Below are 15,051 nucleotides of genomic sequence, written 5' to 3'. Positions count from 1 at the left end.
GCGTTTTAGCATAGGCAGTTGTATAATACAACTAGTTGAAGCTTCTCTACTCAATTCAATATAGCTCACCATTTAATGTTGCTGACGGTATTGTCTAGGCGTTTGACCACACAATCTTTTAAACCACTTCGTGAAGTAACTGGCATCTTCAAAGTTCATCATTGATGCTATTTCAATAATGCTAGCCGAAGTGGTTGTCAGCTGCTCTTGAGCAAACATTAATCTGAACTGATTTTGATAATTCATAAAAGTTCGACCTGTTTCACTGCGAAAACGGCTTGCTAAATACTTGGCAGATTTGTGTTGTTGTGCCGCTAAAGTGGTCAGCTGAATACCGGTATCCCGGTGAGCATAAATTTCAGCCGTGAGTGCATTGATGTCTTTCGAATAATGGTGTTGATTTGCTAAACGAACCTCTTTGGCGAAACGAGTCATTTGGGTCATTAAGACCCCAACAACATCGTTCGTTCTCGTCTGAGCCTCAATCATTTGAATCGTTTGATCGCTAATGGCATACGCACTGTCTGCATTATAAGCCACCCTGAATGGCTGACCTAGTCGCCAACGTGGTGGCTGCGATGGCTAAGTCTTTTTCATTGCGCAGTTGATTGCCTGGAACGACCAGGCCGGGTTTGCCACTGTTGGAGAATCGTTGGAATGCAACGATGACCTGATCATCCTGCCCTGCCCTAATGGTGTTATAAAGGGCAGTTTCAGCCTGATAGGGGGCGCGGTTCGATTGTGAAGAAGATGTATCTTTAACCATGGCGTCAACCTTGGGTTGTGGCAAACGAAGTCCACTAGTCAGCTGATGAATTAATGTGTTGACCGTTTTTTGATCAAACAACGCAGTCAGCAGTAATTCCACGCTAGCAATTAATTGCTCTTGGCTGATAACCGTTGGCAGTAGACCATTATAAGTTCGGGAAAAATAATCAAATTGTTCGGCCAATGAGGGTGCCTGGTTCATTTCTTCTCCAGTCACCCTTTTTAATTTACGCCCTTCGTTTGTTGAATTGATAAACGGGCCGATGAGGAGACCATTCTCCTTGCGTCGTTGACACCACAGGTATTGCTCGCCATGGTCGCCAGCAAAATAGATTAGTTGTGTTTGGTCATCAATGATGCGATTAAGCGTTTCAAATTGAGTCTCTCGTAGTTCGTGCCAACGCCCGTTACCCGCACTTATCCAGCGGTTTTTACCGGCAATTTGGCTGACAGCAAGGTGCGTTAAGACATAAAAATTGGCTAACACTTGCGCTGTTTGTTTTTGATTCATGTGCATTTCCTTCTAAGTCACGTTGTTCGTTTACTATTCTTAAATACCAACTAAACCAATTCTAAAAATAATGTCCGGCAAATTCTATAATTAATCCGAACAGAAATTAAAAAGCCCAAAGTAATCACTTACAATGGTAGTAGCTAATTCCAACCAATATAGGGAGTGATTACTTTGGGTACATCTACTTTATCACGTTTTCAACGTGGCGCACTAGCACAACTGGTCAATGAGGGGAATAAATCTTACCAAGTAATGGCTGACGCCTTAGGCGTCGCCAAAGCTACGATTAGCTATGAGTTGGACCGGGTTAAACCTTATGATCCAGAATTAGCTCAGCAAGATGCAGATCGCAAAAGGCGGAATTGCGGTCGTCGTTCGATGCTGACGGCAGCATTAGCGACTTTAATTACCAATCACTTACGATTAACCTGGTCACCAGAAACCATTGCGGCCGCTTATAACTTGAGCACTGCGTCAATTTATAATTGGCTTAATCGTGGCTGGCTCCCCTTCAAATTGACTGATCTACCCAATCGGAATGTCCGCCAGCACCGAGTGAGCGAAAATCGTGGGAAATTTACAAGTGGGACTTCCATCGAACAACGGCCAACAACTGTTAATCAACGGTTAGCTTTTGGTCATTGGGAAGTAGATACGGTGCTTTCTAGTCGAAGTGAGTCACGATCATGTCTGGTTACATTCGTAGAACGTAAGACCCGACTTCTATGGGCCATCAAAGCCCCTAATAGAACGGCTAAGGCTCTAAACACCGCCTTTGGCAAGTTTATGGGGGCCTTCGGTCCCCAAGTAAAATCCATTACTGTTGATCATGGTAAAGAGTTTGCCAATTATCAGGCCTTAGAACAGGATTATCAGATCAAAGTTTATTTTTGCCATCCATATTCACCATGGGAGCGAGGTTCCAATGAATATTTTAATAGACGGTTACGCTGGTTCTTCCCGAAAAAGACCAATTTTAGCCAAGTAACGACTGATGAGATCCTAGCAGCACTTGAACTAATTAATCAACGACCATTAAAAATACATCATCAACAGACTGCCATTGAAAGATTCCGGGCTTGTTCGGATTAAACTTGTAATTTGCCGTCCCAATAGTGCTTTTTTCAAGGATATTTTACCAGCTTTTACGACAATAGTTGATAAAATGGTCTTAAATGTAAGCGTTATCATTTTAGACCATTCGTGTAACTGTTTACAAAAGTGGTTGATGTTGCTGTCATTATACTAAAGGAGTTGGTCGTCATGGTTCGTTCAACAAAAAGCTGGCTGTTTAAGGTTGCAATCCTGTCAATTTCACTCGTGTTAGTGGCTGCCAATGCAGTTGCTGGCGTTATTCCATTGATGGAGGCCAGTTTGCCGCACGTTAGTCACGCTGCCGTTGAGGGTCTCATCACTGCACCAAGCATTACCGTATTAATATTCGTCATTTTTAGCTCGACAATTAGCGATCATATCGGAATGAAAAATACTGTGCTTTTGGGCCTACTAATTACCGGAGTCGCCGGAATTGTGCCAATGTTTACCAGCAGCTACTGGGTCATTTTAGCGGCCAGACTAGGATTTGGTGCAGGTTTAGGACTGTTCAATTCTATTGCCTATAGTATTTTTAGCATTTATTATGATGGCGATGAGCGCGCAACCCTGCTTGGATTTCAAGGTGCAGTAACGGCGGTTGGCAGTATCTTGTTTTTCCTAGTCGTTGCTCAGCTAACGCCAATGGGTTGGCATGCTACCTTTATCGTTTACGGAATTTCGTTCCTGGTTTTGGCGCTGTTCGCTTTAGTAGTACCAAGCAATCGGCATCAGCAAGGCGATGAAGACCAACCAAAGCAATCTATTAACCGAGCGGTTATCGGATATTCATTGTTATGGTTTCTAATCATGATGTTGTTCACGTTGGTTACACTTAAAGCATCAACCTTAATTATTGCTGGCGGATACGGAACAGCTGCCCAAGGTAGCCTCATTTTAGCTATTGTCGGCGGTGGCCAGATGCTTGGTGGTTTGGTGTATGGATCAGTGTACAAACGAATTGCAACGTCAGTCTTGCCCGGAAGCGCATTACTGACTGGAATTTTAATTATCGGTTTGGCGCTATCCAGAACGCTGTGGTTAACGTTTGTCATTGCTGCCCTTTTAGGGATTACTTCTGCTTTTGTTGGCCCCTATCTATTTGGCAGGGTGGCCGATGTTGCACCGGCTAATTCGGCTACACTAGCATCTTCCATGATGTTAATCGGCATTAACATCGCCTCATTCATTGCACCTTATTTCTGGGGCCTGGTTGCCAATCTGTTCCATAACACAACACCCAGCTTTAACCTCACTATTTCTGGCATTGCGTTTCTCATTATCGGTGTCATCGTCGTGGCTGGCCGTTTAATTCATCATCCGAAGAAGCCGCAATCGGACGTTCAGTAATATACTTTGTCTAATTAAACATATTTTTGGAGGCGTCAAATTATGGATAAAAAGGTTTTGGCTGTGCTTGATCAACTCACACTTGAACAAAAGGCCGCGCTGGTAAGCGGAAAAAACATGTGGTTTACTGCTGCCGCAAACGCGGCCGACATTAGCGCCATCATGATGACTGATGGCCCAGCTGGTTTGCGTAAACAAATACCTAAGGAAGGTGAAACGCTTAGTGTTAACGCGAGCGTCAAGGCAATTTCCTATCCTTCGGCAGCACTCGTCGCTAGCACTTTTGATCGCTCGTTGGCACGCGATTTAGGTCAACATTTAGGTGAAGAAGCTCAAGCTGAAAACATTAGTTTACTTTTGGGACCAGGTGTAAACATCAAGCGTTCGCCACTCGGAGGCCGTAATTTTGAGTATTATTCAGAGGACCCACTCGTAGCTGGTGAAATTGGTACCGCCTATATCAATGGTTTGCATGATAAGGGTGTTGGGGCTACCGTTAAACATTTTGCGGCCAATAATCGTGAAAATCACCGTTTCACTAATTCATCTGATATGGATGAGCGCACACTTCGAGAAATTTATTTAGCGCCGTTTGAACGCATCATCAAGCAAGCACACCCCGAAGCTGTAATGGCGTCATATAACAAAATTAATGGCGTCCTCAATGTCCAAAACGAGCGGTTGTTAACCGATATTTTACGTCAGGAATGGGGATTTACCGGTGTCGTCATGTCAGACTGGATGGCTGTAGCTGATCACGTTGCTTCCCTTCAAGCTGGTTTGGACCTTGAAATGCCTGGTAAAGGTGATGCCTCAACTAGTGAAATCGTCGACGCTGTTAAAGCTGGCACGATTACAGATGAACAACTAGATCTTTCAGCTGGTCGAGTGTTGACCATGGTCGTTAGTTTGTTAGATAAAAAGTCTGCTCAGGTTCCGTATGATCGTGGGGAACACCATGAATTTGCTAGAAAGCTTGCTGATAGCGGCATTGTGTTATTGCAGAACAAGGATCATGCATTGCCACTAAAGTCAGGCAAATCGGTTGTCTTTGTAGGCGCAATGGCAGATCAACCGCGGTATCAGGGCTCAGGTAGCTCACATGTCACGCCAGACCATGTTGTGTCAGCTCTAGAGGCAGCGAACCAAGCAGATCTAGACGTTCAGTTTGCCTCTGGCTACGAGTTATCAAAAACGGCGATTGATGAAGAGCTTGAAAAGCAAGCAATTGAGTTGGCACAACATGCTGATCAGGTTGTTGTCTTTGTAGGCTATCGTGACGATGATGAATCAGAGGGTTTCGATAAAACGAACCTATCACTGCCAGAAAATCAAACACATTTAATTCAATCGTTGGCACAGCATGTTGCTCATATTAGTGTTGTTCTCGCAAATGGCTCAGTAGTCGAAATGCCTTGGCGAGATCAGGTTGATGCGATCGTTGAAACCTACTTGGCTGGTGAAGCCGTTGGTGAAGCAACAATTGATATCCTTACCGGTCACGTTAATCCAAGTGGCAAACTAGCAGAAACCTTTCCAGTCAGACTGGCTGATACACCAAGCTATGGCACATTTGACCAGAGTAACGAGCACGAGCGTTACCACGAAGGCATTTTCGTAGGCTATCGCTATTATGATCTGCATCATCAAGCTGTTGCCTTTCCATTTGGCTTTGGCCTCAGTTACACCACGTTTGAATTTAGTGATTTAGTTATTGGTGACTGGCAGGAAGATAATCTGAAAGTTACCGTGACCGTTAAAAATACTGGATCAGTTGACGGTTCTGCAGTGCCACAATTGTATATTAGTAACCTCGTCAGTCCGGTTGAAAAACCAGTTCGTGAACTACGTCAATTTGACAAAGTTGCTATTTCTGCTGGTGAATCTAAAACGGTTACCTTCACCTTGCATACTCGCGATTTCAGTTGGTACGACGCTGACAACATGACTTGGCAGGCCGACAATGGTCTGTACGAAATTGCGGTCGGATCATCTTCGCGCGATTTGCCGCTAACCAAGCAACTAACAATCAAACACTTCGCCAGTCAACCACTCGTTGTCGATATGGATACGTACCTCAGTGTCCTCTTAGCAAACGAAAAAACGAAGGTTGTGTTGATGCAGATGTTCGGCGAACAGTTGGCCCAATATACAAACCAGGATGAAGCCAGCGCTGCCGACCAGCAGATGATGTTTAATACGCCATTACGAGCACTGGTTGCCGGTGGCTTTCCAGTTGAGGCAATTCAGGCCTTCATTGATCAAAGCAATGCGGCTTTGAAAAAATAAATTCTCAATCAATAAAACCAAATTTAAAAGCATCCAGTTGATTACTATCATTTAGATCAAGTAAATTACCTGGATGCTTTTTCTTCCCATTTTTGATTGTTCACAACCACTTGTTTTTCTTGGCGATATTAATAGCGTCTAATCGATTATGCGCGCCCATTTTGCTTAGAACGGCGGACATATAATTACGAACAGTTCCTGGGGACAAGGACACAATCCTGGCGATTTCAACCGTCGAAGCACCGTCTTGAGCAGCACTAAGCACTTCCAATTCTCGTTTAGTTAGCGGATTCTGCGAAGCATTATACATTCCGTGAACCAGCTCTGGCGCATAAATGATTTGACCAGCCATGATTTTGTGAATGCTTTCCACTAAGTCATCGCTAGGACTGTCTTTAAGCAAATAACCGGCTACATCAGCAGCTAATGCACGTTTAAAATAAGCTGGCTGGGCAAACGTTGTTAAAATGAGCGATTTAGTTGTACTTTGATCATTCTTTAACCGATCTGCCACGTCTAAACCACTAAGTTTAGGCATTTCGATGTCAAGAATCGCGATATCAGGATGTTTAAGGCGAATTTCATTTAGCGCAGTTTGACCATCCGTCGCTGATCCGACCACTGTTATGTCAGGTTCAAGATTCAAAATGGTGGTTAACGCTGTATTCAACATACCTTGGTCTTCTGCCAGATATAGATGAATCATGATTGAAGCTCCTTTTCCTTATTTGTCTTAGGTTTGGGACAGGAAATGGTCAAGGTTGTCCCTTCAGATGAAGAAGCAACATCCAGGGTTCCATTAATAGTTTCCATTCGTTTGGCCATACCGCTTATACCTGAACTATTTTCACGCGGTTTATGGATGCCTTTTCCGTTATCACGAATTGAAATTGTTAACAAATTTGCCTGCTGTCCAAACGTCAGCCAGCAATGATCAGCATGCGCATGACGAATAATATTTGTGATTGCTTCTTGAATAACAGCACCTAAAGTAATTTGTATTTGACGCGGCCAAGTATTACTAATTGATTCGTTAATAGTCAAAAGTGTAACATTGGCATCTTGCAAATTGCGATTTTGATTAATAATGACTTCAGCAATGTTCAACTGTCGCAAATCGTTGACGATTGAACGAACAAGTTGCAAGTTATCTCGTGAGGCATTTTCAACATCGTTAAGCTGCTCATCAACCTTTTCAGGCGCGACCTTGAGTAATTTTCTTGCCAATTCTGTCTTAATGGTGATCATTGAAAATGACTGCCCTAAAGTATCATGTAAATCTTGAGCAATTCGATTCCGCTCATTCTGTCGAATGACGTTTTCCAAGCGTTCATTAGTTTGCTGGATTGCACGCGATTTGTCAGCAGTTCTCATCACTGACATTGCTGCAATTGGTGAACCATAGGCAAATGCTAGCAGGACAAGTAAATCAAGCCGATCAGTGAGTTGAAAATGCGGCGTCACCGCGACAAGTTTCGTAACTGCAGCAATCACCGAAGCCGTGAAAGTGCCATAATAAGCCGTTAAATAGCGCCAACGAACTCGTTTCGTGAATGGTAAGGAACCAACTACCCACGCAATGAAAATGAATAGTGCCATGTAGTTTTCCACTAACATCATATACACGCACACAATTAACTGGCCCGCGATTGACCATGGCAATAATTTGGTGATTTCGTAGCTGTTTCGATAACACAAAAAGAAAATTGCTAGAAAAAATAACGTAAGTACCCGCCGAATTCCGGTCTCTGCGAAACCAATTGCAATTGGATAGCTTAGAAAAATCAACCAAAAATAAGGGTAAAACCCAAATCTAGATGGAAACAAAATATAACGCCGTAAAAAGGTCATGCTTGAATACTCCTGTCGTTTTTGGCCCTCGATAACAGCCATATGATGATCAGTAACGCCCCGGTCCACCCTGCCAAACTGACGATAAAGGACCAATTAAAGTGCATTTGCTTAGTGACCACATTCAACAAAGAATTAACTGCATATGTGGGCATGAGCTTACCAATTTGTTGCATCCAATGTGGCAATAGCCCGATAGGCCACCACAGACCGCTGATAATTGCCATTGGAAAGACAATCAGGTTGCATAAACTATTGACCGATGATGGTCTTCCTGATTTAGCAACAAGGACGCCAATCAGCATTAATGGTAACCCGCCTAGCGCGGATAATCCGACTATTAAAAGTAGTGAACTTAGTGTCAAATGAACACCATTAATAATAGTCGCGATAGTAAGAATTACAGATGCCGATAGCATGTTCATCACTGTCATCGTCAGCATCAGTCCTACATAATAATATAGTTGTTTTGCTGGTGTAATGGCCAATAAAGTTGGCATGTTTTCTTGGCGATCTTCCGCTAAAAAAGCCGAAACTGAAAAAATCATGCTATCCATATAATTTAAGTTAAATTGTTGTTTTTCACTCGCACTTCCCTGAACAAGAATTTTGGTAAACAAAATATAAAAAAACGCTGGCATTGCGAGATTAAAAAGAAAAAATCTGGGATTACGAAGCAGTTCTCGTTTGATTGCGTACTTAGTTTGCGTGCATAGCTGATTCATGATTGCGTCCTCCAGTTTGTGTTACATCAGTAAAAATTTCGTTTAACGAATTAGGCATTAACGATAAACGATGGATTTTATCGAGAAAATGTTGGCTTTCAAGTAGCCAGAGATCCCCATCACTCAATTTTAAAGTGATTTTATCGCCGTGTTTTTCAGCCTCAAGAACCAACGGAGATGTCTTAAAGTAATTAACAGCTAATTCCGATTCAAATGTGGCTGTTGCCCCACTATATAAAGACGTCAGTGCATCTAATGGACCGTCAAACTTAATTTTGCCGTGTTGCAGAATTAGTAGTCGCTCTGCAACAGCTTCGATTTCTTCCAAATAATGACTAGTAACGAAAAGTGTCTTTCCTTGATGTCTGAGTTGCTCAATGCTCTGCCAAAATTGTTTTCTTGCAATACTGTCCAATCCAACTGTTGGCTCATCGAGGAAGATGACACGTGGATTCCCGGCCAGTGCAATACCAAATGCTAATTGCCGCCGCTGACCACCAGACAAAGCACTCATATTATGACGTCTGAACTCGCGTAACCCGGTCAATGTTAACAATTTTTCCAATGATAGCGGATGCGTATAAAAGCTTCGAACAAGCTGAAAACTTTCATCAACATGTAAATTTTTAATGCTTACATTTTCCTGGAGCATGGCCCCAATCTGATTACGGCAAACGGTAGTTCCTGGATTCGTGCCAAAAACCTTAATCTGACCGGTATCAGGCTTTTGAAGTCCCAAAATTAGGTTAATTAAGGTCGTTTTCCCTGCACCATTTTCTCCGACTAAACCAATGATTTCGCCTTCATCAACGCTTAAATTAACGTTACTAATTGCTGATAATTGTTTGAACTTTTTTGAGACATTCTTTAATTCGATTATTGACGACATATTGCTCACCATCTCTTTTACTTGATGAGCTTAGTTTAGTCACTTCTCGGGTCGAAAAATAGAAGTACATGTCACAACATTATATGACAAATGTCACCTCAACTGATGAAACCACAAATAGCACCCCACCAGTTGGTTAAACTAATCGATGCGATGCTAACCATTATTTTAAAAAAACGCTATTTAAAGTTTACAAACGGTCAAATGTTTCATTTTGCTGCGAACTTTATTTGCGGCCGAACAAACGGGCCCAGAAGCCACGCGTTTTCTTTTCAGCTTCCTTGGCGGCATTATTAGCTACCCGTGAACCAGTCGTCATGTGTCGTAATCCGTGACGAATACCGGCTGCTTGTGAGGCAGCAGATGTATTTTCACGAGCTGATTGACTCTGCATGTGAATCGTTAAATTATCTGCACTACCCTGTGGTCGCAAAATCTCGGGCAGAACCTGTAACGTTGGGTGCACCGTAGCCGTGGAACCATTGACTTCAAAGCTCAGCGTAACGTTATACGTTCCTGGCAATTTATGATTGGCCGTTGGATCGTCATAACTCATGGCCGTCCAACGAGACCGATCACGGTTATACTGGTCCTTCGCATCTGCCACATAACGAGCAGGAATTGGGTCACCATCACCAGCAACAATAATCTGATTATGAGCAGATAGTGAAAAGACATTTTCGTAGGCCGTTACAAACACATTTTTACCATGATCCGTGTAACGAACAGTAACCGGATACCGGCCAGCTTTCTGCCAGTTGACCTTTGACATGTCCACAATCGCCTTTTCAATATCAATGGCATTACCATCCGCATCATAAAGGTGTTGAACGAAACGGTCAGGATTAGTACGTGGACCGTTCACATAAGTCGTTTGGTTGGCCGTGTTAACGTTGACCATATTTTCTAAAATATGGAGTACTTGATGCGCCCCCGCGGTGACACCATTAACGGTATATGTCAGCATTAACCCATAACTGTTGTCTGCCATAATGTTAGGCTCACCGTCGTCAAACTTAATTTTGACATTCTGGGTCGCCTTAGCCATGTGACCTGGATCCACCAGTCGTTTTATAAAAGCAGTTTTGTCAGGTATTGGCTCGCCGGCATGAATAGTAACGTCGCGGCCATCCAACGCAAAAATATGTAAATGTGCAGTTGCAGATACCGTTTTTCCAGGATTGGTATACTGCAAATTAATTCGGTAATCGGCCGGTTGGTCCCAGTCGACGTTGGTGAGGTCAACTTGAACTTTTGCTGGATCAACGGCCTGACCTGTAGCGTCGTATACAGCCTTAACAAAACTTGTCTTACCGTAGTGAGGTCCACCAACATAGGTCGTTTGGTCTTGTGCAATGACAGTGGCCTGATTGGTAATCACACGTAACTGATTTTGTGCCTGTGAATCCTTTTGTTCAGTTGTTTTTCGATGTGGTTCAATCATGGGGCTCACTCCTAAACATTTATCGCAAACTAGAATCATTAAGATTTTCTAAAACTATTGTACTCAATAAAAACCGCCTTGAACAGCCCTATTAAAGCATTTATGTTTCTTTATCACAAAATTCACTAAAGGATTACTGAATAAACTGACCTCAAGAAGTTAAAAAGCCACTAAACACCCTTAACTTTAATTTTCATTCGCCCACTCATCTTCCAACATTGCGTACTGAACAAGACTACAAAAATGACCATTGATGATTTCCTGATCGCGCATCGTTCCCTCTTGATGAAGGCCTAGTCGCTCAGCAACGGCTTGGCTAGCCTTGTTATTCACATCTGCAGTTAAGATGATTTTATGTAAGTTGAATTCATCAAACCCAATTGTCAGTAAACGTTCCACGGACCGGGTCATAATGCCTTGTCCTTGATACTGAGAACTTAGCCAGTAGCCAATCGACGCATGCCGGTTAACGTTATCGATTTCATGTAGATCCAAACTGCCGATCGGCTTGCCATCCATGACGATTGTCAATGGCAACATTTGGTTGTCAGCAAAACGACCGCGGGCATACTGAATAAAGTTTTGTTCATCCTCAACGGATTGCATTTTATCTGCCCACGTCATCCACTTTCTAAGTTCCTGGCGGTCTTCCGCGATATAGGTGATTAAATCTTCGGCATCTTCAGTGTTTAATAATTTTAAGGCTAAGTGAGCATCGATTTGATGTGTAAACATGATTATCCCCTTAGTAAAAACATTTTATGCCTTTCAATTTACCATAAAAGTGCCCGTCAAATTAGCTTTTCTGCTTATTTTAAATCGTTTTTAGAGAAAATCATTTAGCAAACGTACTTGACAAGATTATCTTAAATTCTGTATCGTAGTTAGCAGTTAAAAAAGACAGTTTAAGTGAAAGGAAGTTCGTCATGAACCGTTGCGCACAACAACTCAATACTTGGCAAAGCTGGTAATCAGGTTGCGTAACCGCCGTTAACACGGATGCAATCTGAGTGTGATACTCAAATTGTATCTGTGCCGGCTTATTCATTGATGTACTTTTGACATCAAGTCTGCATGGGTATCAAACCGCGGACTTGGTGTTTTTTTTGACCAAAGACAGTCCGCGTGGGCTGTCTTTTTTTACTTGGTCAATTAAAACTTTCATAGGGGAAGACATTCATGAAACGCTTTACAAAATTTGCATTAATTATTAGTTCATTATTAACGGTCACGAGTTTAGCAGCTTGCCATCGTAATACCACGAGTAAGAAAACCATGACAGTCGTTTCACCCACTGAAATGATTACTTTGGATCCATCAAAGGCCACGGACAGCACTTCTCACACCGCATTGGCCAACACTATGACTGGTCTTTACAAAACGACCAACAGCACACCGACACAGGCACTTGCGACACACACAACCGTTTCGAAAAACGGCCTTCAATGGAACTTTACACTCCGGCACAATACGCATTGGTCAAATGGTGATGTTGTAACGGCAAGGGATTTCGTGCAAGCATGGCAGCGAACCAATGATCCAAAAACTGCTTCCCAGTACGCTTACCTGTTTTCTGGCGTGCACAATGCTGATAAGATTCAAAAAGGCTCGGCCCCAGTTCAAAGCTTAGGCGTTCACGCGACATCACGCTACCACTTGTTGGTTACTCTTGATAAACCGATTCCTTATTTCAGGCAACTATTAACAATGCCACAGTTTCTCCCTCAAGATCATCGAGTTGTCACAAAATATGGTAAGCAATACGGCCTAACCGCTCAACATCAAGTTTACAACGGCGCTTTTAAAGTAACTGGCTGGCATGGTACCAATAATACGTGGACACTTAAACGCAATGGTGCTTACTGGGCTAAACGTACTGTGCATTTAAACAGTATCCACTTTACGGTTGTCAAAGACCCAAGCACGGCATTGAACCTGTATAAGACAGGCAAAGCCGACCTTGTCAGACTGTCTGGCACACAAGTCGCTAATGAAAAGCAGGAAGCTGATTATAAATATCGCAGTGGCGCGGCCTCAGGCTTTGTCGGACTTAATCAAACAAAAAAGTCACCACTACAAAATCAATCTGTGCGCCAAGCCTTGTCGAATGCGATTAACCGTCAACAACTAACGCGGAATACGTTACAAGACGGTTCTACTCCTGCAACTGGTTTTACACCAGCAAAACTGGTTACTAATCCATCAACTCATAAGGACTTTGCGAGCGAGGCAGCGGTACCCGCAGTGACTAAGTATGATATGGCACATGCAAAACAACTCATGGCAACTGGTCTTAAGGAAAGTGGCAAAAAGAACCTGAACATCACGCTATTAGCGAATGATCAAAGCAACGGCAAACAGCTGGCAGAATATCTTCAATCTCAATGGCAAAAACTGCCTCACGTAACGGTTAATGTCCAAACAGTTCCGTTAAAAGCGCAGTTAAGTGACATTACTTCGGGTAAGTATGATGCCACGATTTTAACTTGGAATGGTGACTTTAATGACCCAACAACTTTCTTATCTCTTTTTCAAAGTCAAAATAAACAAATTAGCGCAAAATGGACGAGTACAGCGTTTGATCACGACATGGATTTAGCTGCTGGTCAAGACGCCTTAAACAGTAATGCCCGTTATCAAGACCTCTTAAATGCCCAACGCACGCTGACCAAGGATGTTGGTATTGTGCCGCTTTTCTGGGGCTCATCAGTTGGCGGTACGCTTCAACGTAGCAATATTCGCGATTTGGTTTACAGTAGCGCCGGGGTTAACTACAACTACCAAAATGTTGAACTTAAGTAAGCACACTCAAACTAGGTGTAGCGTTAACTTATGTAGAATCAATGACGTGAATGACCTTACATTTCCAAAATTTTAAAACTCATCTTAATGCAAAGGCATCCTGTTCCCAGAAATCTAGGAACAGGATGCCTTTGCATTTTGTGTTAATTCTTAATAAGACTTCTTTTATGGACCCGAACAGATTCGAACTGTCGACCTCCTACATGCGAAGCAGGCGCTCTCCCAACTGAGCTACGGGCCCAAAATAACAGCCATTTCTGCTGTTATTTCACTATCAAGCATAGCACAACTTAATAACACCGCAATCTACCAGTCTACTTTTTTTCAGCAGTTTGGTCGGTTGACTGTGTCGCGGCCAATTGTGCATTGGCTGCTTTTTGTTTAGCGATCGTTATACGTCGGTAAATAGCCAAAAAAGCAAAGTCAAAAATCAACATGATAACTACGCCTAAGATAAATGAACCGTCAAATGGTATTGGCAGTAGCCAGCCAATAATCCCGCCAACAAGAACGCCTAAAGTAAGCATTACCACCGCAATGTTTGTCGGCATTGCCGGATTTATTGGTTTAGGTCTATTTTTCATTTCACTGCCTCCAAAGGATTTTATAACCGTCACTTAGTGTAGCGATTTTCACAGAGTGTTGCAAGCGTTGAAACACGTTCATAAACAAGGCTCAAGATTTGCTTGAAAAGGCTTGTCGAATAGCAGTTGCGGCGGCTTTTATATTTGTGGCTCTCGTTAATAAACTAATTACCGCAGCGCCTGCCGCACCGGTGGCCTTAATCTCATTAAGGTTATTCAGACTAATGCCCCCAATCGCGACAATGGGCTTCATCGATGCACTAACGAGTTTTGTCAGCCCGTCGGTGCCAACGGCCGGATCCGCGTCAGCTTTTGAAATGGTTGGAAAAATTGGTCCACTGCCAATGTAGTCAACAGCGGTGAGCACATTAGCCTTGCGAATCTGGTCAAGTGTGTGACATGAGTAACCAATAATCATGTCTGGTACTTCGTCTAAAACCTGGGCAATTGCTTCATCTGATTGCCCAACATGGACACCATCGGCCTCAAGACGTCTCGCTAGTTCAACATCGTCATCAACAATAAACGGAATTTTAGCTTGTTTGCATAATTCTCTTAATATGTTGCCCAATTTTAGTTTAGCGTCACCAGAAAGTGCGTGAGAACCCTTCTCACGATATTGAAAAGCCGTGATACCGCCGGCAATGGCCGTCTCTAAAACTTCTGGTAGTTGGCGACCATCAACCATGTCCTGAGAGCCCGCAACAAAATAGGCTGCTAATTGTTCTGTCTGAAATTTCATC

Annotated in this window: 14 protein-coding genes and 1 tRNA gene; 4 read left to right on the top strand and 11 right to left on the bottom strand. The window is 42.9% G+C overall.

Annotated features, from left to right (window positions below; translation table 11 throughout):
* Positions 1 to 72: 72 nt before the first annotated feature.
* Positions 73 to 540 carry a helix-turn-helix domain-containing protein gene (locus tag ABUE36_RS07685; protein ID WP_161001310.1) on the bottom strand — a complete coding sequence of 156 codons (468 nt, stop codon included), beginning with the start codon at positions 538 to 540 and terminating at the stop codon, positions 73 to 75.
* Positions 530 to 1,279 carry a hypothetical protein gene (locus ABUE36_RS07680; protein WP_161001309.1) on the bottom strand — a complete coding sequence of 250 codons (750 nt, stop codon included), beginning with the start codon at positions 1,277 to 1,279 and terminating at the stop codon, positions 530 to 532. Before ABUE36_RS07680 ends, ABUE36_RS07685 begins: the two co-directional genes overlap by 11 nt.
* Positions 1,280 to 1,453: 174 nt before the next feature.
* On the opposite strand from ABUE36_RS07680, the gene ABUE36_RS07675 reads away from it, so the two are divergent.
* The 3 genes from ABUE36_RS07675 (at position 1,454) to ABUE36_RS07665 (ending at position 6,013) form a co-directional block, all read left to right on the top strand.
* Entirely contained in the window at positions 1,454 to 2,374 is a 921-nt protein-coding gene (locus tag ABUE36_RS07675) for an IS30-like element ISLsa1 family transposase (protein WP_011373852.1), read from the top strand.
* A 171-nt stretch (positions 2,375 to 2,545) separates the two neighbouring features.
* On the top strand, positions 2,546 to 3,724 hold the full coding sequence (locus ABUE36_RS07670) for an MFS transporter (protein WP_421016501.1): 1,179 nt from the start codon (positions 2,546 to 2,548) through the stop codon (positions 3,722 to 3,724).
* A 42-nt stretch (positions 3,725 to 3,766) separates the two neighbouring features.
* A complete protein-coding gene (locus ABUE36_RS07665) occupies positions 3,767 to 6,013 on the top strand; it encodes a beta-glucosidase (RefSeq protein ID WP_421016500.1) in 2,247 nt (748 codons plus the stop codon).
* 100 nt (positions 6,014 to 6,113) lie between these two features.
* Here ABUE36_RS07665 and ABUE36_RS07660 read toward each other — a convergent pair whose 3' ends face one another.
* The 6 genes from ABUE36_RS07660 to ABUE36_RS07635 form a co-directional block, all read right to left on the bottom strand.
* Positions 6,114 to 6,719, bottom strand: a complete 606-nt coding sequence (locus ABUE36_RS07660) for a response regulator transcription factor (RefSeq protein ID WP_161001307.1) — start codon at positions 6,717 to 6,719, stop codon at positions 6,114 to 6,116.
* Positions 6,716 to 7,864 carry a sensor histidine kinase gene (locus ABUE36_RS07655; protein ID WP_421016499.1) on the bottom strand — a complete coding sequence of 383 codons (1,149 nt, stop codon included), beginning with the start codon at positions 7,862 to 7,864 and terminating at the stop codon, positions 6,716 to 6,718. The genes ABUE36_RS07660 and ABUE36_RS07655 overlap by 4 nt, the downstream gene beginning before the upstream one ends.
* Positions 7,861 to 8,589 carry an ABC transporter permease gene (locus ABUE36_RS07650; RefSeq protein WP_161001305.1) on the bottom strand — a complete coding sequence of 243 codons (729 nt, stop codon included), beginning with the start codon at positions 8,587 to 8,589 and terminating at the stop codon, positions 7,861 to 7,863. The genes ABUE36_RS07655 and ABUE36_RS07650 overlap by 4 nt, the downstream gene beginning before the upstream one ends.
* Positions 8,564 to 9,478: an ABC transporter ATP-binding protein gene (locus ABUE36_RS07645; RefSeq protein WP_161001304.1), complete on the bottom strand. Its 915-nt coding sequence runs from the start codon at positions 9,476 to 9,478 to the stop codon at positions 8,564 to 8,566. Before ABUE36_RS07645 ends, ABUE36_RS07650 begins: the two co-directional genes overlap by 26 nt.
* A gap of 226 nt (positions 9,479 to 9,704) precedes the next feature.
* Positions 9,705 to 10,922, bottom strand: a complete 1,218-nt coding sequence (locus tag ABUE36_RS07640) for a bacterial Ig-like domain-containing protein (RefSeq protein WP_161001303.1) — start codon at positions 10,920 to 10,922, stop codon at positions 9,705 to 9,707.
* Between the two features lie 186 nt (positions 10,923 to 11,108).
* Positions 11,109 to 11,657 (bottom strand): GNAT family N-acetyltransferase, encoded by a 549-nt coding sequence (locus ABUE36_RS07635; protein ID WP_161001302.1) that lies wholly within the window; start codon positions 11,655 to 11,657, stop codon positions 11,109 to 11,111.
* 444 nt (positions 11,658 to 12,101) lie between these two features.
* Here ABUE36_RS07635 and ABUE36_RS07630 point away from each other — a divergent pair, with 444 nt between their 5' ends.
* Positions 12,102 to 13,724, top strand: coding sequence for a peptide ABC transporter substrate-binding protein (locus ABUE36_RS07630; RefSeq protein WP_161001301.1), 1,623 nt, complete (start codon positions 12,102 to 12,104; stop codon positions 13,722 to 13,724).
* Between the two features lie 168 nt (positions 13,725 to 13,892).
* Here ABUE36_RS07630 and ABUE36_RS07625 read toward each other — a convergent pair.
* The 3 genes from ABUE36_RS07625 to thiE all read right to left on the bottom strand — a co-directional run bounded on the left by ABUE36_RS07625 (position 13,893) and on the right by thiE (position 15,050).
* A tRNA-Ala gene (locus tag ABUE36_RS07625) sits at positions 13,893 to 13,965 on the bottom strand.
* A 73-nt stretch (positions 13,966 to 14,038) separates the two neighbouring features.
* On the bottom strand, positions 14,039 to 14,308 hold the full coding sequence (locus ABUE36_RS07620) for a hypothetical protein (protein WP_161001300.1): 270 nt from the start codon (positions 14,306 to 14,308) through the stop codon (positions 14,039 to 14,041).
* Between the two features lie 91 nt (positions 14,309 to 14,399).
* Positions 14,400 to 15,050 carry a thiamine phosphate synthase gene (thiE, locus tag ABUE36_RS07615; RefSeq protein ID WP_161001299.1) on the bottom strand — a complete coding sequence of 217 codons (651 nt, stop codon included), beginning with the start codon at positions 15,048 to 15,050 and terminating at the stop codon, positions 14,400 to 14,402.
* Between the last annotated feature and the right edge of the window lies 1 nt (position 15,051).

This window comes from Furfurilactobacillus cerevisiae, from assembly GCF_048961765.1.
GTDB classification, from domain to species: Bacteria; Bacillota; Bacilli; order Lactobacillales; family Lactobacillaceae; genus Furfurilactobacillus; species Furfurilactobacillus milii_A.
Note: the sequence above shows the minus strand (reverse complement) of the source record. Positions and strands in the feature narration are given on the sequence as shown.

What these genes read in the sequence shown, in the direction of transcription:
- ABUE36_RS07680 (WP_161001309.1), bottom strand. Translation starts at nt 1,279, where the DNA reads ATGAATCAAAAACAAACAGCGCAAGTGTTAGCCAATTTTTATGTCTTA.
- ABUE36_RS07670 (WP_421016501.1), top strand. Translation starts at nt 2,546, where the DNA reads ATGGTTCGTTCAACAAAAAGCTGGCTGTTTAAGGTTGCAATCCTGTCA.
- ABUE36_RS07665 (WP_421016500.1), top strand. Translation starts at nt 3,767, where the DNA reads ATGGATAAAAAGGTTTTGGCTGTGCTTGATCAACTCACACTTGAACAA.
- ABUE36_RS07660 (WP_161001307.1), bottom strand. Translation starts at nt 6,719, where the DNA reads ATGATTCATCTATATCTGGCAGAAGACCAAGGTATGTTGAATACAGCG.
- ABUE36_RS07655 (WP_421016499.1), bottom strand. Translation starts at nt 7,864, where the DNA reads ATGACCTTTTTACGGCGTTATATTTTGTTTCCATCTAGATTTGGGTTT.
- ABUE36_RS07650 (WP_161001305.1), bottom strand. Translation starts at nt 8,589, where the DNA reads ATGAATCAGCTATGCACGCAAACTAAGTACGCAATCAAACGAGAACTG.
- ABUE36_RS07645 (WP_161001304.1), bottom strand. Translation starts at nt 9,478, where the DNA reads ATGTCGTCAATAATCGAATTAAAGAATGTCTCAAAAAAGTTCAAACAA.
- ABUE36_RS07640 (WP_161001303.1), bottom strand. Translation starts at nt 10,922, where the DNA reads ATGATTGAACCACATCGAAAAACAACTGAACAAAAGGATTCACAGGCA.
- ABUE36_RS07635 (WP_161001302.1), bottom strand. Translation starts at nt 11,657, where the DNA reads ATGTTTACACATCAAATCGATGCTCACTTAGCCTTAAAATTATTAAAC.
- ABUE36_RS07630 (WP_161001301.1), top strand. Translation starts at nt 12,102, where the DNA reads ATGAAACGCTTTACAAAATTTGCATTAATTATTAGTTCATTATTAACG.
- ABUE36_RS07620 (WP_161001300.1), bottom strand. Translation starts at nt 14,308, where the DNA reads ATGAAAAATAGACCTAAACCAATAAATCCGGCAATGCCGACAAACATT.
- thiE (WP_161001299.1), bottom strand. Translation starts at nt 15,050, where the DNA reads ATGAAATTTCAGACAGAACAATTAGCAGCCTATTTTGTTGCGGGCTCT.